Genomic DNA, 17,633 nt, shown 5'->3' on the forward strand with positions numbered 1-17,633 from the left:
GGGGCCTCCCCCGCACCGTTCATTCGTACCGCTGTGGCCTCAGGCGGCGCGGTAGGCCTCCGCCAGTTTCTCCACCGCCTTCCCGTACCTGCCGGTCAGGAGCAGGTGGTCGGCGTCGGCGAAGGGCTTGGCCACGGCCTCGGTGACATGGCCGTCCGCCTCGCGCTGGACGAGCAGCCGCGCCGTGTCGACCAGGGTGCGGCCGGCCCGGTCGTCGCCGTGGCGTTCGGCCGCCGCCGCCCGGGCGGCGAGGGAGCGCAGGGTGGCCGCGGAACCCTTCGGGACCCGGGTGAGGGTGGTCAGGCCCCAGCCGTAGGGGTACTGCGGGTCGTACGACGCGTCACCGACGTTGATCGGCAGCTGCGCCTCCGACTTCGGCCAGGTGACGGGGAGCTGCCCGGTGAAGGGGCGGCGGCCGTAGAGGACGTCGGCGACGCCCTCGCCCTCGGTGCCGGGCAGCCAGGAGGCGACCAGGGCGTCGATCCCCTCCAGCCGGTCGCCGAGGAGCTGCGGGCGGCCCGAGACGATCAGCACCGCGCACTTCATGGCCGCGCAGACCTTGTCCACGGCGGCCTGGTCGGCGGCGGACAGCCGCAGGTCGTGGCCGTTGCCGACGTCGCCGACACCCTCCGCGTACGGGGTCTCGCCGACGACGACCACACCGGCGTCGTAGCCGCCGGTCGGGGCGGAGGCGTCCTTGGAGTAGGTGACGTCCCCGCCCGCCGCGCGCAGGCCCTGGAGGATGGTCGTGCCGGGCACGGTGTTCCCGGAGGCGCCCTGCCAGGTGAGGGTCCAGCCGCCGGTCTGGTTGCCGATGTCGTCGGCGTTGGACCCGGCGACGTACACCTTCTGCGACTTCTTCAGCGGCAGCAGGCCGCCCGCGTTCTTCAGCAGCACCTGCGACTCGGCGGCGGCCCGGCGGGCGACCTCGCGGTGTGCGGGCGAGCCGATCCGCGCGGCGCCGCTCGTGTCGGCGTACGGGTGCTCGAAGAGGCCGAGGCGGAACTTCTGGGTGAGGATGCGGGAGACGGCGTCGTCGATCCGGGCCTCGCCGATCCGGCCCGCCCGCACCTGGTCGGTGAGCGTGGCGGTGAAGTCCTTGTAGCCGTACGGCACCATCATCATGTCCAGGCCCGCGTCGACGGACGTGCGGACGTGGGACGCGTAGTCGCCGGGGAGCTGGTCGATGGCGTTCCAGTCGCTGATGACGAAGCCGTCGAAGCCCAGCCGGTCCTTGAGCACACCGTTGATCATGTCGCCGCGGGCGTGCATCTTCACCGCGCCCTTGCCGTCACCGGCGATGTCCAGGGAGGAGTACGACGGCATGACCGTGCCGACGCCCCGGTCGACGGCCGTGCGGTACGGCGCCAGGTGGATGTCCGCCAGCTGCTCGCGGGTGACATGGGTGACGCCCTGGTCGATGGTGTACGTGCCCGTGGTCGAGGAGCCGTACGCGGTGCCGCCGTCGGCCACGAAGTGCTTGGCCGTGGCGAGGACCTTGTCGTCGCGCTTCAGGTCCCGTCCGTCGGCGCGGCCCTGGAGGCCCTGGATGACGGTCTCCATGGACTCGACGAGGGCCGGGTCCTCACCGAAGGACTCGTAGGCGCGGCCCCAGCGTTCGTCGCGGCTCACGCACAGGCAGGGTGCGAAGTCCCAGGGGACGCCGGTGGCGCGGACCTCGGCGGCCGTCACCGAGCCGGTCCGTTCGGCGAGTTCCGGGTCACGGGTCGCGCCGATGCCGATGTTGTGCGGCATGACCGTGGCGCCGGACAGGTTGTTGTGCCCGTGCACGGCGTCGACGCCGTAGATCAGCGGGATCTGGAAGCGGGTGGCCTGCGCGCGGAGCTGGAAGCCGTCGATCATCCGGGCCCAGGCATCGGGGGTGTTGGGCGTGGGCGTGGAGCCGCCGCCGGAGAGCAGGGAGCCGAGGGCGTAGGCGGTGATGTCGCTCCCCCGGCCCACCGCGCCGCGCTCGGCCTGGGTCATCTGGCCGGCCTTCTCGGCCAGGGACATGCGGCTCAGCAGGTCCTTCACCCGCCTCTTCACCGGCAACCTCGCGTCCAGGTAGGGAAGTCCGTGGGCGTCGAGGACGATCTGCGGGGTCTCGGCGGGGGCCTTGGCGCCGGTGACGGTGAGCCTCAGGGGGACGGTCTCGGCGGGTTCGGCCGTCCGGTCCCGGCGGGTGGGCACCTCGACGGTCCGCGCGGTACCGGACGCGGTGCCGGCCGGGAAGGTGAGGGTGCCGGAGACGGGCGTGTAGTCGCCGCCGGGGTCCGCGGTGCCGCCGGCGGTGGCGTAGGCGACGGTGACCGGGGCGGTGAGGGGCTGGGAGCCGGTGGTGGCCACGGTGACCTTCACCCTGGCCGTCCCGCCCTCCCTGACCGGGTAGAGGGGTGCGTCGGTGGTGACGGCGGCGTTCAGCGACGGGTCGGCCGTGCCGTACAACTTTACGTCGTCCAGGGCGAAGTCGCCCTTGGCGCCGGGCGGGAGGGTGACGGCGTAGCCCCACATCTCCTTGAGGCCGAGGACGTGGTCGATGCCGCCGACGGGCTGGTAGTCGGTGCGGTAGGCGAAGTCGGTGAAGGGAAGCTCGATCTGCTTCCAGCCGGTGAAGTCGTCGGTGAAGGAGGTGTTCCAGAGTTCGGAGGCCTCGCCGCCGGCGCCGCCGTCCTTGATCTCGAAGACGATCTTCTTGCCGTTGTTCCGGCCGTCCCACCACAAGCGGATGCCCCGGTGGGCGGACCAGTCGTGGGCGGGCGCGGTGGCGGCGAAGTCGTGGGTGAAGCCTCCGTAGCCGCTGATGTCGTAGGTGCCGGTGAGGACCTTGCCGCCCTCGGGGGCGTCGGCGCGGCCGGTGAGCCGGAGGGCGGGTGGGTCGTCGGCGTCGCCGCCCCAGGTGAAGATGCCCTCGGCGGGCTGGGAGGCGAAGGGGACCTCGCCCTCGAAGCGGTCGACGGGGACGGGAGCTGGTGCGTCCGCGGCGTGCGCGGTCGCCCAGGGCAGCAGACCGGCAAGGAGTGCGGCGGAAGCGAGCAGGGCGGTTCTTCGCATTTACCTTCCCTCGGCTCTCTGGTTCACTCAGGACTTAGATCACGCCGTGAGTTAACTAGGGGCCCCCAACCCCGTCAAGACGGCCCGTCAGCTCCTTCGCCCCCTACAGGAAGAGCGACGCACCATGAGGAGAACCCCCCGCACCGTCCGGCTGCTGCTCGCCGGACTGCTCTCCGCCGCCGGCGTCACCGCCGCCGTGCCCCCCGCGCACGCCGCCGGTGAACAGGTCACGGCCTGGCTCACCACCACCGACGACTCCGGAGGACGGCACGTCGTCCGCGGCCTGGCGCCCCAGACCCCGTTCGCCTTCCAGTCCGGGACGGGCGGCGCCGGCGAGAACATCACCGTGGACGAGAACACCCGCTACCAGACCTTCACCGGCGGCGGCGCCTCGTTCACGGACACCGCGGCCTGGCTCATGAACAGCAGCGGAGCACTGTCCCAGGCGACCCGGGACGCAACCATGCGCAAGCTGTTCTCCCCCACCGACGGCATCGGCCTGTCGTTCCTGCGCAACCCGATGGGCGCCTCCGACCTCGCCCGCTACGGCTACACCTACGACGACGTGCCCGCCGGGCAGAGCGACCCGGCGCTGGCGAAGTTCACCCTCGCCCACGACCTGGCCGACGTCGTCCCGCTCACCCGACAGGCCCTCCAGCTGAACCCGTCGCTGACCGTGATGGCCTCCCCGTGGACGGCGCCGGCCTGGATGAAGGACAGCGGCTCGCTCAACGGCGGCTGGCTCAAGGCCGAGGACTACGGGGCGTACGCCTCGTACTTCGTGAAGTACCTCCAGGGCTACCGCGACCAGGGCGTCAACGTCTCGTACGTCACCGCGCAGAACGAGCCGACCTGCTGCTCCGGCTACCCGTCGATGAGCTGGAACGCCGACGGCCTCACCTACTTCACCAAGAACGAACTGCTGCCGAAGCTCCAGGCGGCCGGCCTCACCACGAAGGTGCTGGCCCACGACTGGAACTGGGACGTCTACGACTCCTACGCCGCCCAGACCGTGAACGACCCGGCCGTGCGCAACCACCCCAACTTCGGCGGCATCGCCTGGCACGGCTACGGCGGCGACGTCACCAAGCAGGCGGCCGTGCACGACCAGTACCCCACCCTGGACGCCTTCGGCACCGAGCACTCCGGCGGCACCTGGATCGCCGACCAGCAGCGCGAGGACATGACCAACATCATCGACTACACCCGCAACTGGGCGAAGTCGGTCACCAAGTGGTCGCTCGCCGTGGACCAGAACATGGGCCCGCACAACGGCGGCTGCGGCACCTGCACGGGGCTGATCACCGTGCACAACGGGGACGGCGCGAGCGGGTCCGTCGACTACACCGTCGAGTACTACACCATGGGCCACCTCACGAAGTTCGTCCGCCCCGGCGCCCAGCGGATCGCCTCCACCGCCTCCACCGCGGTGCCCAACGTGGCCTGGCGCAACCCCGACGGCAGCAAGGCGCTGATCGCCTACAACGGCTCCTCGTCGGCCCGCACGGTGACGGTGAACTGGGGCTCCCAGCACGCCACCTACTCGCTGCCCGGCCGCACCTCGGCGACCTTCACCTGGTCCGGCACCCAGTCCGGCGGCGGCGGCCGGAGCGGGGCCTTCACCGGGCTCGCCGGCAAGTGCCTGGACGTGGCAGGCGGTTCGGCCGCCAACGGCACCGCGGTGCAGCTCTACGACTGCAACGGCTCCGCCGCCCAGCAGTGGACGCTGACGGCCGACGGGGCGGTGCAGGCGCTCGGCAAGTGCCTGGACGTGACGTCGGCTTCGACGGCCGACGGAGCCAAGGTCCAGCTGTACGACTGCAACGGCACCGGCGCCCAGCGGTGGTCGTACGACGCGGCCACGGGCGACGTGGTGAACACGGCGGCCGGCAAGTGCCTCGACGTCACGGACAACTCGCCGGCGAGCGGGGCCCGGATCCAGATCTGGTCGTGCACCGGAGCCGCGAACCAGAAGTGGACACTGAGGTGACGGGGACCTTTGCCGGACGCGGACGGTGTGCCGTGCTGCGAATCGGCCGCCCGCGGACCATCGTGGGGGTATGACCACACCGCAGGATCTCTTCCTCGTCACGCTGGACGTCCCCGGCGAGCACCCGGTCGAGCAGGGTGACCTGTCGCTCGCGCTCGCCGGGGCGGAGCTGATCGACCTGCTCGGCGTCCGGGCACTGACCCTGGACGGCGAGCGCATCGTCCCGGGGCCGGTGCTGACCACGGGCGACCGGATGCTGGACGAGGCGGGGGCGGCTCTCGTCCGGGAGGGGCCGCACGAGACGGTCGCGGACTGGCTGTGGCGGCGGGGAGAGGGCCTGGCCGTGGCCTACCACGACACCCTGGAGGCCGCGGGGCAGCTGGACGGCAGGCGCGGCAACCGCTGGCTGCCGCGCCGTGCCGGGGCCGCCGCGCCCGCCGACACCGCGGCCCGCCGCCACGCCGGCGACCGCTGGGAGTCCCGCGACCCGGTCCTCACCGGCCTCGCCACGGCCCTGGGCATCCAGGACGACCGGCCGGCCGGTGACGAGCCCGGCGACGAGGCGGTCATCACCGTGCTGGCCGCGGTCGGCGACGCGGTGACGGAACTGGAGGCCGTGCGCGAACGGCGCCGCATCGAGAACATCGCCTTCGACAACATCTGGCGGGCACCGTAGCGATCCCCGGAGCGGCGCCGTGGCGATCCCCGGAGCGGGCGGGCGCGGTTGCTACTCCGCCGGTTCCACGGCCGCCCGCAGCAGGCCGTACGTGTACGCGTCCTCCAGCGCCTGCCAGGAGGCGGCGATGACGTTCTCGGCCACGCCGACCGTGGACCACTCGCCCGAGCCGTCGGACGTGGAGATCAGGACGCGGGTGGTGGACTGGGTGCCGTGCTTGCCCTCCAGGATGCGGACCTTGTAGTCGACCAGCTCCAGCCGGGCGAGCTGGGGATAGATCCGCTCCAGCCCGACCCGCAGCGCGCGGTCGAGGGCGTTGACCGGGCCGTTGCCCTCGGCCGTGGCGACGATCCGCTCGCTCTTGGCCCACAGCTTGACCGTGGCCTCGTTGGCGTGGGTGCCGTCGGGCCGGTCCTCGACGATCGCGCGCCAGGACTCGACGTCGAAGTACTTCAGCGGCCTGCCCTCGACCTCGGCGCGCAGCAGCAGCTCGAACGAGGCGTCCGCGGCCTCGTAGGTGTAGCCCCTGAGTTCGCGTTCCTTGACGCGCTCGACCACCCGGCCGACCAGTTCCCGGTCGCCGCCCAGGTCGATGCCGAGTTCCCTGCCCTTGAGCTCGATCGAGGCGCGGCCCGCCATGTCGGAGACCAGCATGCGCATGGTGTTGCCGACCTGTTCGGGGTCGATGTGCTGGTACAGGTCCGGGTCGACCTTGATGGCGGAGGCGTGCAGGCCGGCCTTGTGCGCGAACGCCGAGACGCCGACGTAGGGCTGATGGGTGGACGGCGTGAGGTTGACGACCTCGGCGATGGCGTGGGAGATGCGGGTCGTCTCACGAAGCTTGCCCTCGGGCAGCACCTGCTTGCCGTACTTCAGTTCCAGGGCCGCGACGACCGGGAACAGGTTGGCGTTGCCGACGCGCTCGCCGTAGCCGTTGGCCGTGCACTGGACGTGGGTGACGCCCGCGTCGACGGCGGCGAGGGTGTTGGCGACCGCGCAGCCGGTGTCGTCCTGGGCGTGGATGCCGAGCCGGGCGCCGGTGTCGGCGAGGACGGTGGCGACGACCGCGTGGACCTGGGCGGGGAGCATGCCGCCGTTGGTGTCGCAGAGGATGACGACGTCGGCGCCGGCCTCGGCGGCCGTACGGACGACCGCCTTCGCGTACTCCGGGTTGGCACGGTAGCCGTCGAAGAAGTGCTCGCAGTCGACGAAGACACGGCGGCCCTGGCCGCGCAGGTACGACACGGTGTCGCGCACCATCGCCAGGTTCTCGTCCAGGGTCGTGCGCAGCGCCAGTTCCACGTGCCGGTCGTGCGACTTGGCGACCAGGGTGATCACCGGGGCGCCGGAGTCGAGCAACGCGTTCACCTGCGGGTCCTCGGCGGCCGTGGCGCCGGCGCGGCGGGTGGCGCCGAAGGCGACCAGCTGGGCGTGCCGGAAGTCGATCTCCTCCCGGGCCCGGGCGAAGAACTCGGTGTCGCGGGGGTTCGCGCCGGGCCAGCCGCCCTCGATGAAGCCCACGCCGAAGTCGTCCAGGTGCCGGGCGATCGCGAGCTTGTCCGCGACGGTGAGGTTGATGCCCTCGCGCTGCGCGCCGTCGCGCAGCGTGGTGTCGAAGACGTGGAACGAGTCGTCGAGCCTGCTGGTAGCCGTCTCGGTCATTATCTCAAGGCTCCTGTTGTGGATCTTCGGTCTTTACCGGAATGACCGGCTCCACCGTTCCTCCCATGGTCCCTCGCGCTCCGCCGCCGGCTGCGGGTGGGCCGGAAAACGAAAAAACCCCTCGCGGGTGCGAGAGGTATGCGCGCGGGTCGAGGACGACGGTGGCCACCCGCACCTGGTCGTACGAGGTGGTCACTGCGGACCGGCGCGCCTGCTGCCCATAATCACGGCGAACGAGAACACGGGGGCAGTTTGGCACAGCGCGGCCCCCGGCTCACCGGCCGTCTCAGGATGCGGGCGTCAAGCTGGACTCCCCCGCGTCCTCGGCGGCCTCGACCCGGGCCAGGTCCAGGTCCTTCGTCTCGCGCATGGTGACGTAGACCACCAGGGACACGGCTGCGCAGCCGGCCACGTACCAGGAGAAGCCGGACTCGGCACCGGCCTTCTTGAACCACAGGGCGACGTACTCGGCAGTGCCGCCGAAGAGGGCGCTGGCGAGGGCGTAGGGCAGGGCGACGCCGAGCGCGCGCACGCCGGTCGGGAACAGCTCGGCCTTCACACAGGCGTTGATGGAGGTGTAGCCGGTGACCACGGTCAGCGCGAGCAGGGCGAGGTCGAGGGCGGACCAGTAGCCGTGGACGTGCCGGAGCAGCGCCATGACCGGGACCGTCAGGACCGTGGAGCCCACCGCGAAGGTGATCAGCAGCGGGCGGCGGCCGATGCGGTCGGACAGGGCGCCGGCGAGCGGCTGGAGGCAGGCGAAGACGATCAGCGCGGTGAACGAGACCAGGGTCGCGGTCTCCTTGGACAGGCCCGCCGAGTTGGACAGGTACTTGGTGAGGTAGGTGGTGTACGTGTAGTACGCCACCGTGCCGCCCATCGTCAGGGCGACGACCAGGAACGCCTCCCGCCGGTGCCGCCACAGGGCGCGCAGGGTGCCGCGCTCCCCGGAGCGGGAGGTGTCCTCCTCGTAGACCTCGGTCTCCAGCATGCTGCGGCGCAGGTAGAAGACGACGGCCGCGCCGAGAGCGCCGACGGCGAACGGGATGCGCCAGCCGTAGTCGTGCAGGGCGTCGTCGGACAGGGTGCGCTGGAGCAGGATCAGCAGGCCGAGACCGGCGATCTGGCCGGCGGTCATGGACACGTACTGGAAGCTGGAGGCGAAGCCGCGCCTGCGCGGATCCGACGCCTCGGTCAGATAGGTGGCGCTGGCCGCGTACTCGCCGCCGACCGACAGGCCCTGGAGCAGGCGGGCGACGAGCAGGACGAGGGCGCCGCCGTAGCCGGCGACCCCGTAGGTGGGGGCGACGGCGATCAGGACGGCCGAGGCCGACATGAGTGTCACGGTCAGGGTGAGCGCCGCCTTGCGGCCCTTGCGGTCACCGACCCTGCCCAGCAGCCAGCCGCCCACGGGGCGCATGAAGAACCCGACGGCGAAGATGCCGGCGGTGTTCATCAGCTGCGCGGTCGGGTTGCCGCTGGGGAAGAAGGCGCCCGCGAAGTACGGGGCGAAGCTCGCGTACACGAACCAGTCGAACCACTCGACCATGTTGCCCGCCGAGCCGACCCAGATCTTCTTCCAGTGTTGTCGTCCCATGCGCCCTTACCTGCCCGGCGGCCATGGGAACGATTCCTTCAGGAGCCGCCGGCGAGAAGCGTGCCGGCGACGAACTCCCGTACGTGCGCGAGCACCTGGTCCCGGTCGGTGCCGCGCAGCCCGATCGCCACGTGGATGGAGAACCCGTCGAGGAGCGCCCGCAGCCGGGCCGCGAAGCGGTCCGCGTCGACCGGACGGAACTCGCCGCGCGAGATGCCCTCGGCGACCAGGGCGACCAGGTCGCGGTGCCAGGCGCCCTCGATGGCGGCCTGCCGGGCGCGGGCGTCGTCGTCGGCGTTCTGCGAGCGGTTCCAGACCTCCAGCCAGAGCGTCCAGTGCGGGTCGCGGTGGCCGTCGGGGACGTACAGGTCGACGTAGGCGGCCAGGCGGTCCAGGGCCGGCGCGGACCGGGTCAGCAGCCGGCCGCGCTCGGCGCCGAGCTGGCCCTCGCTCCACTCCAGGGTCCGCAGGAGCAGCTCGTCCTTGGAGCGGAAGTAGTAGAGCAGGTGCCCGCTGCTCATGCCGACCTCGCGGCCGAGCGCGGCCATGGTGAGCTTCTCCAGACCGCGCTCGGCGATCATGTCCATGGCCGCGGCGAGGACGTCCTCGCGGGGCGGGGCCGGGGTGCGGCGGCGGGGTGCGGGGGGCGTGCTCATGCCGGGACCGTCCGTACGGCACCGGGCCGGACCCGTCGCGCGCGGGCCCCGCGGCGGCCGGCGGACGGCGGCGCCGTGGGCGCCCCGGCGGCGCGGGGGGCGGGCCGGAGGCCGCCGGGGGCCTGCCGCACACCGCGCGACGGGCGTTCGGGCCGCCGCGGGCGCGGCGGCGGGCTGGGACGGCGGCCGCGGGCCGCGCACACCTGGACGTTCACCCGTACGTTCTACCCGACGCCGGCCGTCACCGGGTCCTCGGCTGCTGCTGGGTGATGCAGTGGATGCCGCCGCCGCCGGCGAAGATCGTGCGGGCGTCGACCAGGGTCACCGTCCGCTCGGGGAAGAGCCGGCGGAAGATCCCGGCGGCGATCTCGTCGCGCGGGTCGTCGAAACCGCACAGCACCAGGCCGCCGTTGCACAGGTAGTGGTTGATGTAGGAGTAGTCGGCCCAGTGGCCGTCGGCCTCCAGGACGGCAGGGGCGGGCACCTCCACGACCTCCAGACGGCGGCCCCGGGCGTCGGTCGCCGACCGCAGCAGGCCGATGACCTCCTTGGTGACCTCGTGGTCGGGGTGGGCCGGGTCCGGCTGGTGGTGGGCGACCACGACCCCGGGGCGGGCGAACGCGGCGACGATGTCGACGTGGCCGAGGGTGCCGAAGCCGTGGGGAGGGTAGTCGCCGGTCAGGCCGCGCGGCAGCCAGATCGCCTTGCGGGTGCCGAGGTGGGCGTGGATCTCCGCCTCGACCTCCTGGCGCGACCAGTGCGGGTTGCGCTCGGGGCCGAGCTGCACGGTCTCGGTGAGCAGCACGGTGCCCTCGCCGTCGACATGGATCGCCCCGCCCTCGTTGACCAGCTTCGAGGCGTACGTCCGCGCGCCGGCCAGGCCGGCGACGTACGCGCCGATCTTCGCGTCGTGCTCCCAGCGGGCCCACTCCTGCGCGCCCCAGCCGTTGAACGTCCAGTCCACGGCGGCCAGTCCGCCCCGGTCGTCGGTGAGGAAGGTGGGCCCGACGTCCCGCATCCAGGCGTCGTCCAGGTCCCGCTCGACGGTGTCGATGCCGGGGCCGAGCAGCGCCCGCGCCTCCGCGGACCGGCCGGGCCCGCACACGACCGTGACCGGCTCGAAGCGGCGGACGGCGCGTGCCACGGACGCCCAGGCCATCCGGGAGGCCGCGAGGCCCTCGGGATCGTCGAAGGTGGGGTTGGGGCCCGGCCACGCCATCCAGGTGCGCTCGTGCGGGGTCCACTCGGCGGGCATGCGGAAGCCGTCGGCGGCGGGGGTGGTCATGTGAGGTCCCGGGGTCCTAGAGGAAGTAGAGGCGGTTGAGCGAGACGGAGTCGGCGGGTTCCGAGCGCAGCGGGTCACCGTCGAGGGTGACCAGGCCGGTGCGCTGGTCGACGTCGACCGCCCCGGTGCGGGCGTTGAGACGCAGGTCGGCGGGGCCGATGCCGCGGGTGCCGCGCACGGCGACCCTCCTGCGGCGGGTGGGCATGAGGTCCTCGCCCCCCTCGGCGGCGGCCCGGGCGACGAACGCGACCGAGATGTCCGCGGGCGTGGCACCGTACGCGCCGAACTGCGGCCCCAGTACGAGGGGTTCGCAGGTGTCGGTGGCCGCGTTGGGGTCACCGGTCACGCCGTACGCCGGGAAGCCGGACTTGAGGACCAGCTGCGGCTTGGCGCCGAAGTACTCCGGGCGCCACAGCACGAGGTCGGCGAGCTTGCCGACCTCGATCGAGCCGACCTCGTGCGACAGTCCGTGCGCGATGGCCGGGTTGATGGTGAGCTTCGCGATGTAGCGCAGGACGCGGGCGTTGTCGTCGCCGTCGCCGTCGCCCTCCAGCGGGCCCAGCTCGGCCTTCATCTTGCCGGCCATGGCGAACGTGCGGCGGACCGTCTCCCCGGCCCGGCCCATGCCCTGCGCGTCGGAGGAGGTGATGCCGATCGCGCCCAGGTCGTGCAGCACGTCCTCGGCGCCCATCGTGCCGGCGCGGATGCGGTCGCGGGCCATGGCCGCGTCACCGGGCAGGTCGGGCTTGAGGTCGTGGACGGAGACGATCATGCCGTAGTGCTCGGCGACCGCGTCCCGGCCGAAGGGCAGGGTGGGGTTGGTGGAGGAGCCGATGACGTTCGCGACACCGGCCATCTTCAGCACGTTGGGGACGTGTCCGCCGCCGCAGCCCTCGATGTGGAAGGCGTGGATCGTGCGGCCCTCCAGCACGCGCAGGGTGTCCTCCACCGACAGGCACTCGTTCAGCCCGTCGCTGTGCAGGGCCACCTGGACGTCGTGCTCCTCGGCGACGCGCAGCGCGGTGTCCAGCGCCCGGGTGTGGGCGCCCATGTCCTCGTGCACCTTGAAGCCGCAGGCACCGCCCTCGGCGAGCGCCTCGACCAGCGGCGCGTCCGAGGAGGACGAACCCCGGCCGAGGAAGCCGATGTTGACCGGCCAGGCGTCGAAGGCGTTGAACGCGTGGCGCAGCGCCCAGGGCGAGTTGACCCCGACGCCCCACACCGGGCCGAACTCCTGCCCGATGATCGTGGTCACGCCGGAGGCGAGGGATGCCTCCATGATGCGCGGCGACAGCAGGTGGACGTGGGTGTCGACGGCCCCGGCGGTGGCGATGAGTCCCTCGCCGGAGACGATCGAGGTGCCGGTGCCGACGACGACGTCCACACCGTCGAGGGTGTCCGGGTTGCCGGCCCGCCCGATCGCGCAGATCCGCCCCTCGCGGATACCGATCGACACCTTCCGGATGCCCTGCACCGCGTCGATCACGACGACGTTGCTGATCACGACGTCGCAGGTCGCCCGGACGGCGGCGGCCTTCAGGTGCAGTCCGTCGCGGGCGGTCTTGCCGAATCCGGCGAGGAACTCGTCGCCGTACCGCTGGGAGTCGGACTCCACGCGGACGGTGAGCCCGCTGTCGCCGAGGCGGACGCGGTCACCGGCGCGGGGGCCGTGGGTGGCCGCGTAGGCCCGCGGGTCGATGTGGACCGACCGGCTGACCTCGCGCCCCTTCGAGCGGCTCATCGCACGCCTCCTTGTGTTCCGGCTCCGAGATACCCGCAGGCGGCGGCCCTGCGCAGGGCCTCCTGTCGCGCTCCGGGCGCGTCCAGCGGCCCGTCGACCAGGCCGGCGAAGCCGATCGCGATCCGTTCGCCGCCGATCGGGAGAAGCCCGACCTCCTCGCTCTGACCCGGCCCGAAGCGGACCGAGGACCCGGCGGGCACGGCGAGCCGCATGCCGTAGGCCAGGCGGCGGTCGAAGTCGAGGCGCGGATTGGCCTCGAAGAAGTGGAAGTGGGAGGTGACGGAGACCGGCACGGTGGCGGTGTTGGTGACACGGAGCCGGACGGCCGGCTCGGGGTCGGCGTGCTCCGGACCGGGCAGCAGCGCGCCGGGGGCGTGCTCGCCCAGGCCGCCGCCGATGGGGTCGGAGACCACCGCGAGCCGGGATCCGTCGTCGAAGACGGCCTCGACCATCACCTCGGTGACGACGTCGGCGACGCCCGGCAGCACGTCGTCGGGGCCGAGCACCGACCGGGCCGCCTCGACGGCCTCGGCGAGCCGCCGGCCGTCCCGGGCGGCCTCACAGACGGTGTCCGCGATCAGCGCGGTGGCCTCCGGCACGTTGAGCCTGAGGCCGCGCGCCCGGCGGGCCCGGGCCAGCTCGGCGGCTCCGAAGAGCAGCAGCCGGTCACGTTCCGTCGGGGTGAGTCTCACGCCGCGGCACCTCCTTGGCTTCCCTGATTAGAGCATCACTCTAAACGTAGGGTCGTTCGAAGAGAAGGGCCGACCGCCGACGGCGGTATGGGTCACATCGAGCGTCGTTCAAAACACCGAGGGCCGCCCCGGCGGTGACCCGTCCGGGGCGGCCCTCTTCTCGTGCGCGGTGGGCGTCAGCCGATGCGGTGCATCCAGCCGTGCTCGTCCTCGGTCAGGCCGCGCTGGATGCCGAGCAGGGCCTCGCGCAGCCGCCGGGTGACCGGGCCGGGCGTGCCGTCGCCGTGGGTCCACTGGTCCGTCTTCGTCTTGGCGTGGCCGATCGGGGTGACCACGGCCGCCGTGCCGCAGGCGAAGACCTCGGTGAGCGCGCCGGAGGCAGCGTCCGCCCGCCACTGCTCCAGGGTGATCACGCCCTCCTCGGCGGTGTAGCCGAGGTCGCGGGCGACCTGGAGGAGGGAGTCGCGGGTGATGCCCTCCAGGATGGAGCCGGTGAGGGACGGGGTGACGATCCGGTCGCCGTAGACGAAGGCGACGTTCATGCTGCCGCTCTCCTCGACCTTGGTGCGGGTGACCGCGTCGAGGTAGACGACCTGGTCGCAGCCGTGCGCGGCGGCCTCGGCCTGCGGCAGCAGGGACGCGGCGTAGTTGCCGCCGGTCTTGGCGTCGCCGGTGCCGCCCGGGACGGCGCGGACGTGGTCCTCCGAGACCCAGATGGTGACCGGCTTCACGCCGCCGGCGAAGTAGGCGCCGGACGGGGAGGCGATCAGCATGAACAGGTACTCGTTCGCCGGGTGCACGCCGAGCGCGGCCTCCGTGGCGAACATGAACGGCCGCAGGTACAGCGCCTCCTCGCCGCCGTGCGGCGGGACCCAGCCGGCGTCCTGGGTGAGCAGCGCGTCCAGCGCCGCGATGAACAGCTCCTCGGGCAGCTCGGCCATGGCCATGCGGCGGGCGGAGTTGCGGAAGCGGCGGGCGTTGGCCTCGGGCCGGAACAGCGCGATCGAGCCGTCGGGCTGGCGGTAGGCCTTCAGACCCTCGAAGATCTCCTGCCCGTAGTGCAGGACATGGGTGGAGGGGTCCAGGGAGATCGGGCCGTACGGGACGAGCTGGGCGTCGTGCCAGCCGAGCCCCTCGGTCCACCGGATCGTCACCATGTGGTCGGTGAAGTGGCGGCCGAACCCGGGGTTGGCCAGGATCGCCTCGCGCTCTGCGGCGGCGAGCGGGCTGGCGGAGGGCTTGAGCTCGATCGTGGGCGTCGTCATGAGTGGTTGTCCTTCACCGGTTGTAGTGACGGGCCGCGCTCACACCTGTACTGCGGGTCGTCAGTGCTAGGACGTCCGAGCATTCCCTCATATCGCGGCTCCGCGTTCGATTATCGCGCGGGAGCGGCGGCCGACGGAATCGGGGTGAAGCGGTCCAGGGATTGATGGTGGCACCCGGCGAGGCACAGGAAAAGCCGCCGGGTGCGGTAGCGACCCGGCGGCTTGGGTGGAGCGCGGCGGGTCAGCCGGCTACGCGTACGGCGAGCGCGTCGCCGATCTCCGAGGTGCGGCGGGCGGGCAGGGAGCCCCGCTCGGTGAGGTCCGCGGTGACCGCCGCGTCGATGCGGTCCGCCTCGGCGTCGTAGCCGAGGTGGCGCAGCAGCAGGGCGACGGACAGGACGGTGGCGGTGGGGTCCGCCTTGCCCTGGCCGGCGATGTCCGGGGCCGAGCCGTGGACGGGCTCGAACATGGACGGGAACTCGCGGCCGGGGTTGATGTTGCCGGAGGCGGCCACGCCGATACCGCCGGAGACGGCCGCGGCGAGGTCGGTGATGATGTCGCCGAAGAGGTTGTCGGTGACGATGACGTCGAACCGGCCCGGGTCGGTGACCAGGTAGATCGTGGCCGCGTCGACGTGGATGTAGTCGGTGGTGACCTCGGGGAACTCCTCGGCCACCTTGGTGAAGACGTTCGTCCACAGGTGTCCGGCGAAGGTCAGCACGTTGTTCTTGTGGACCAGCGTGAGCTTCTTGCGCGGGCGGGCCTGGGCGCGGGCGAAGGCGTCACGGACGACGCGCTCGACGCCGTAGGCGGTGTTGACGGACACCTCGGTGGCGACCTCGTGCGGAGTGCCCTTGCGGATGGTGCCGCCGTTGCCGGTGTACGGGCCCTCGGTGCCCTCGCGCACGACCACGAAGTCGATCTCCGGCTGGCCGGCGAGCGGGGTGGCGACACCGGGGAGCAGTTTCGACGGACGCAGGTTCACGTGGTGGTCGAAGGCGAAGCGGAGCTTGAGCAGGAAGCCGCGCTCCAGGACGCCGGACGGCACCGACGGGTCGCCGATGGCGCCGAGCAGGATGGCGTCGTGCCGCTTCAGCGCGTCGAGGTCTGCGTCGGTGAGGGTCTCACCGGTGGCGTGGTAGCGCTGGGCACCGAAGTCGTACTCCTTGGTCTCCAGCTTCACATCCTGCGGCAGGACGGCGGAGAGGACCTTCAGACCCTCGGCCACGACCTCCTGGCCGATGCCGTCACCGGGGATCACTGCGAGATTGAGGCTGCGAGACATGCGGGCACCCTACTCCTCGTCCCAGGGGATGACACGCCCTGTCCGACATGCGGACAGCTCGACGGGTGGCCGGTGCCCTCCCGCCGGGCGGCGTTCACCCGTGGGTGGCGCGGGCGTCGGGCCCGGGTGGAAGGTTCCGGCCATGGACACTCCCGATGTCGGCATCCCGCGGCGGCTCGCGGAACGGCTGAGCATGGCCGAGCAGTACGCCTACCTGCGCGACCGCGTGGTGCGCCGGCGCACGCTGGTGACGGCGGGCGCGGTGGCGGGCGGCCTGCTGACCGGCTGCGGCACCGGCTCCCGGCGCGCCCCCGGCACGGCGGGTCCACGGGCGTACGGCGCGGCGGCCCGCCCGTTCGGCCGGCATCTCGCCTTCGGCGCCGATCCCCGGACCCAGATGCGGATCGCCTGGCAGGTGCGCTCCGCGGTGCGCCGGCCGTACGTCCGGCTGGGCCTGCGCCCCGACGGCCTCGGCCCCCGCGTGGCGGCCGAGGTGCGCCCGCTGCGCACGCCCGGGGTGGCGGGGGTGCGTCCGGCGCTGGAGCAGTACTACGTCCACGCGGCCGTGGACGGCCTCGTGCCCGGCACGACCTACTACTACGGCGTCGGCCACGACGGCTGGGAGCCCACCGCGCCCGCGCACCGCGCGGCCCTCACCTCCTTCCGCACGGCACCCGCGCACCCGGAGCGGTTCGTGTTCACGGCGTTCGGCGACCAGGGCGTGAGCCGGGCGGCGCACGCGGGCGACGACCTGATGCTGCGCCAGGAGCCCGCGTTCCATCTGCACGCCGGCGACCTCTGCTACGCCGACGTCAACGGGACCGGGCGGCGGTCGGACGGCTACGACCCCGCCTTCTGGGACCTGTTCCTGAAGCAGAACGAGCCGGTCGCCCGGTCGGTGCCGTGGATGGTGACGACCGGCAACCACGACATGGAGGCCTGGTACTCGCCGGACGGCTACGGCGGCCAGCTGGCCCGGTTCTCCCTGCCGGACAACGGCTTCGACCCGCACGGCACACCGGGCGCGTACGCGTTCACCTACGGCAACGCCGCCTTCGTCGCGCTGGACGCCAACGACGTGTCGTACGAGATCCCCGCCAACCTCGGGCACAGCGGCGGCCGGCAGACGGCCTGGCTGGACCGGACCCTGGGTTCGCTGCGCGCGGCCGGCGGCATCGACTTCGTGGTCGTCTTCTTCCACCACTGCGCCTACTCCACCTCGCAGCACGCGTCCGACGGGGGCGTGCGCGCGCAGTGGCTGCCGCTGTTCGCCGAGCACCGGGTGGACCTGGTGATCAACGGGCACAACCACGTCTACGAGCGCACCGACGCGGTCCGCGGCGGGCGGGTGGGCCGGGCCGTGCCCGTCGGTGGCTCCACCGACCCGGCCCGGGACGGCACGGTGTACGTCACCGCGGGCGGCGGCGGGCGGGACCTGTACGCGTTCCCTCCGGGCGTCCGGGACAGCTACGAGGGACACGTCACCCGGCACGAGCCGGTCGGCACCTTCGCGTGGACGAAGGAGCGGGACCGCGCGCCGGAGACGGTGGAGTGGTCGCGGGTCCGCTACACCGGTTTCTCGCTGCTCTCGGTGGAGGTGCGAGCCGGCGCGGCACCGCGGCTCGCGGTGTCGGCGCTGGCGCACGACGGGCGGCGGATCGACCACTTCGAGGTGCGGCGCGGCGGATGAGGGCCGCGCCGCACCCCGCTCGGGTGCGGCTCCCGGCTGGTGG

12 protein-coding genes are annotated in these 17,633 nt (G+C 72.6%); 3 read left to right on the forward strand and 9 right to left on the reverse strand.

The window, feature by feature from the left end:
• Positions 1-39: 39 nt before the first annotated feature.
• Positions 40-3,051: a glycoside hydrolase family 3 N-terminal domain-containing protein gene (locus tag ACGFT1_RS19305; protein ID WP_373910165.1), complete on the reverse strand. Its 3,012-nt coding sequence runs from the start codon at positions 3,049-3,051 to the stop codon at positions 40-42.
• 124 nt (positions 3,052-3,175) lie between these two features.
• Between ACGFT1_RS19305 and ACGFT1_RS19310 the strand changes: the two genes are divergently transcribed.
• Together ACGFT1_RS19310 and ACGFT1_RS19315 are read left to right on the forward strand one after the other, a co-directional pair.
• Positions 3,176-5,041 carry a ricin-type beta-trefoil lectin domain protein gene (locus tag ACGFT1_RS19310; protein ID WP_373910166.1) on the forward strand — a complete coding sequence of 622 codons (1,866 nt, stop codon included), beginning with the start codon at positions 3,176-3,178 and terminating at the stop codon, positions 5,039-5,041.
• A 70-nt stretch (positions 5,042-5,111) separates the two neighbouring features.
• Entirely contained in the window at positions 5,112-5,717 is a 606-nt protein-coding gene (locus tag ACGFT1_RS19315) for a GPP34 family phosphoprotein (protein ID WP_373910167.1), read from the forward strand.
• A gap of 51 nt (positions 5,718-5,768) precedes the next feature.
• Here the strand turns inward: ACGFT1_RS19315 and cimA are convergent, their stop codons facing one another.
• The 8 genes from cimA to ACGFT1_RS19355 all read right to left on the reverse strand — a co-directional run bounded on the left by cimA (position 5,769) and on the right by ACGFT1_RS19355 (position 15,900).
• Entirely contained in the window at positions 5,769-7,379 is a 1,611-nt protein-coding gene (gene cimA, locus ACGFT1_RS19320; protein WP_373910168.1) for a citramalate synthase, read from the reverse strand.
• A 286-nt stretch (positions 7,380-7,665) separates the two neighbouring features.
• Positions 7,666-8,976: an MFS transporter gene (locus ACGFT1_RS19325; protein ID WP_373910169.1), complete on the reverse strand. Its 1,311-nt coding sequence runs from the start codon at positions 8,974-8,976 to the stop codon at positions 7,666-7,668.
• A 38-nt stretch (positions 8,977-9,014) separates the two neighbouring features.
• Positions 9,015-9,632 carry a TetR/AcrR family transcriptional regulator gene (locus ACGFT1_RS19330; protein WP_373910170.1) on the reverse strand — a complete coding sequence of 206 codons (618 nt, stop codon included), beginning with the start codon at positions 9,630-9,632 and terminating at the stop codon, positions 9,015-9,017.
• Positions 9,633-9,873: 241 nt separating this feature from the next.
• Complete coding sequence (locus ACGFT1_RS19335) at positions 9,874-10,917, reverse strand: agmatine/peptidylarginine deiminase (protein ID WP_373910171.1); 1,044 nt, start codon at positions 10,915-10,917, stop codon at positions 9,874-9,876.
• A gap of 16 nt (positions 10,918-10,933) precedes the next feature.
• Positions 10,934-12,658 carry an urease subunit alpha gene (locus ACGFT1_RS19340; protein ID WP_373910172.1) on the reverse strand — a complete coding sequence of 575 codons (1,725 nt, stop codon included), beginning with the start codon at positions 12,656-12,658 and terminating at the stop codon, positions 10,934-10,936.
• The gene (gene ureA, locus ACGFT1_RS19345; protein WP_373910173.1) at positions 12,655-13,350 is read right to left on the reverse strand and encodes an urease subunit gamma; all 696 of its coding nucleotides are present in this window, start codon (positions 13,348-13,350) and stop codon (positions 12,655-12,657) included. The genes ACGFT1_RS19340 and ureA overlap by 4 nt, the downstream gene beginning before the upstream one ends.
• 176 nt (positions 13,351-13,526) lie before the next feature.
• Entirely contained in the window at positions 13,527-14,615 is a 1,089-nt protein-coding gene (locus ACGFT1_RS19350) for a branched-chain amino acid aminotransferase (RefSeq protein ID WP_373910174.1), read from the reverse strand.
• A gap of 241 nt (positions 14,616-14,856) precedes the next feature.
• Entirely contained in the window at positions 14,857-15,900 is a 1,044-nt protein-coding gene (locus ACGFT1_RS19355) for a 3-isopropylmalate dehydrogenase (RefSeq protein WP_356824378.1), read from the reverse strand.
• Between the two features lie 142 nt (positions 15,901-16,042).
• Between ACGFT1_RS19355 and ACGFT1_RS19360 the strand changes: the two genes are divergently transcribed.
• Positions 16,043-17,590, forward strand: coding sequence for a purple acid phosphatase family protein (locus ACGFT1_RS19360; protein WP_373910175.1), 1,548 nt, complete (start codon positions 16,043-16,045; stop codon positions 17,588-17,590).
• The last annotated feature ends 43 nt before the right edge of the window (positions 17,591-17,633 follow it).

Source organism: Streptomyces sp. Y20, assembly GCF_043195475.1.
Classification (GTDB): domain Bacteria; phylum Actinomycetota; class Actinomycetes; order Streptomycetales; family Streptomycetaceae; genus Streptomyces.

Coding starts and splice junctions, on each gene's coding strand:
- ACGFT1_RS19310 (WP_373910166.1), top strand. CDS start 3,176: ATGAGGAGAACCCCCCGCACCGTCCGGCTGCTGCTCGCCGGACTGCTC.
- cimA (WP_373910168.1), bottom strand. CDS start 7,379: ATGACCGAGACGGCTACCAGCAGGCTCGACGACTCGTTCCACGTCTTC.
- ACGFT1_RS19315 (WP_373910167.1), top strand. CDS start 5,112: ATGACCACACCGCAGGATCTCTTCCTCGTCACGCTGGACGTCCCCGGC.
- ACGFT1_RS19355 (WP_356824378.1), bottom strand. CDS start 15,900: ATGTCTCGCAGCCTCAATCTCGCAGTGATCCCCGGTGACGGCATCGGC.
- ACGFT1_RS19335 (WP_373910171.1), bottom strand. CDS start 10,917: ATGACCACCCCCGCCGCCGACGGCTTCCGCATGCCCGCCGAGTGGACC.
- ACGFT1_RS19305 (WP_373910165.1), bottom strand. CDS start 3,051: ATGCGAAGAACCGCCCTGCTCGCTTCCGCCGCACTCCTTGCCGGTCTG.
- ACGFT1_RS19325 (WP_373910169.1), bottom strand. CDS start 8,976: ATGGGACGACAACACTGGAAGAAGATCTGGGTCGGCTCGGCGGGCAAC.
- ACGFT1_RS19340 (WP_373910172.1), bottom strand. CDS start 12,658: ATGAGCCGCTCGAAGGGGCGCGAGGTCAGCCGGTCGGTCCACATCGAC.
- ACGFT1_RS19350 (WP_373910174.1), bottom strand. CDS start 14,615: ATGACGACGCCCACGATCGAGCTCAAGCCCTCCGCCAGCCCGCTCGCC.
- ACGFT1_RS19360 (WP_373910175.1), top strand. CDS start 16,043: ATGGACACTCCCGATGTCGGCATCCCGCGGCGGCTCGCGGAACGGCTG.
- ACGFT1_RS19330 (WP_373910170.1), bottom strand. CDS start 9,632: ATGAGCACGCCCCCCGCACCCCGCCGCCGCACCCCGGCCCCGCCCCGC.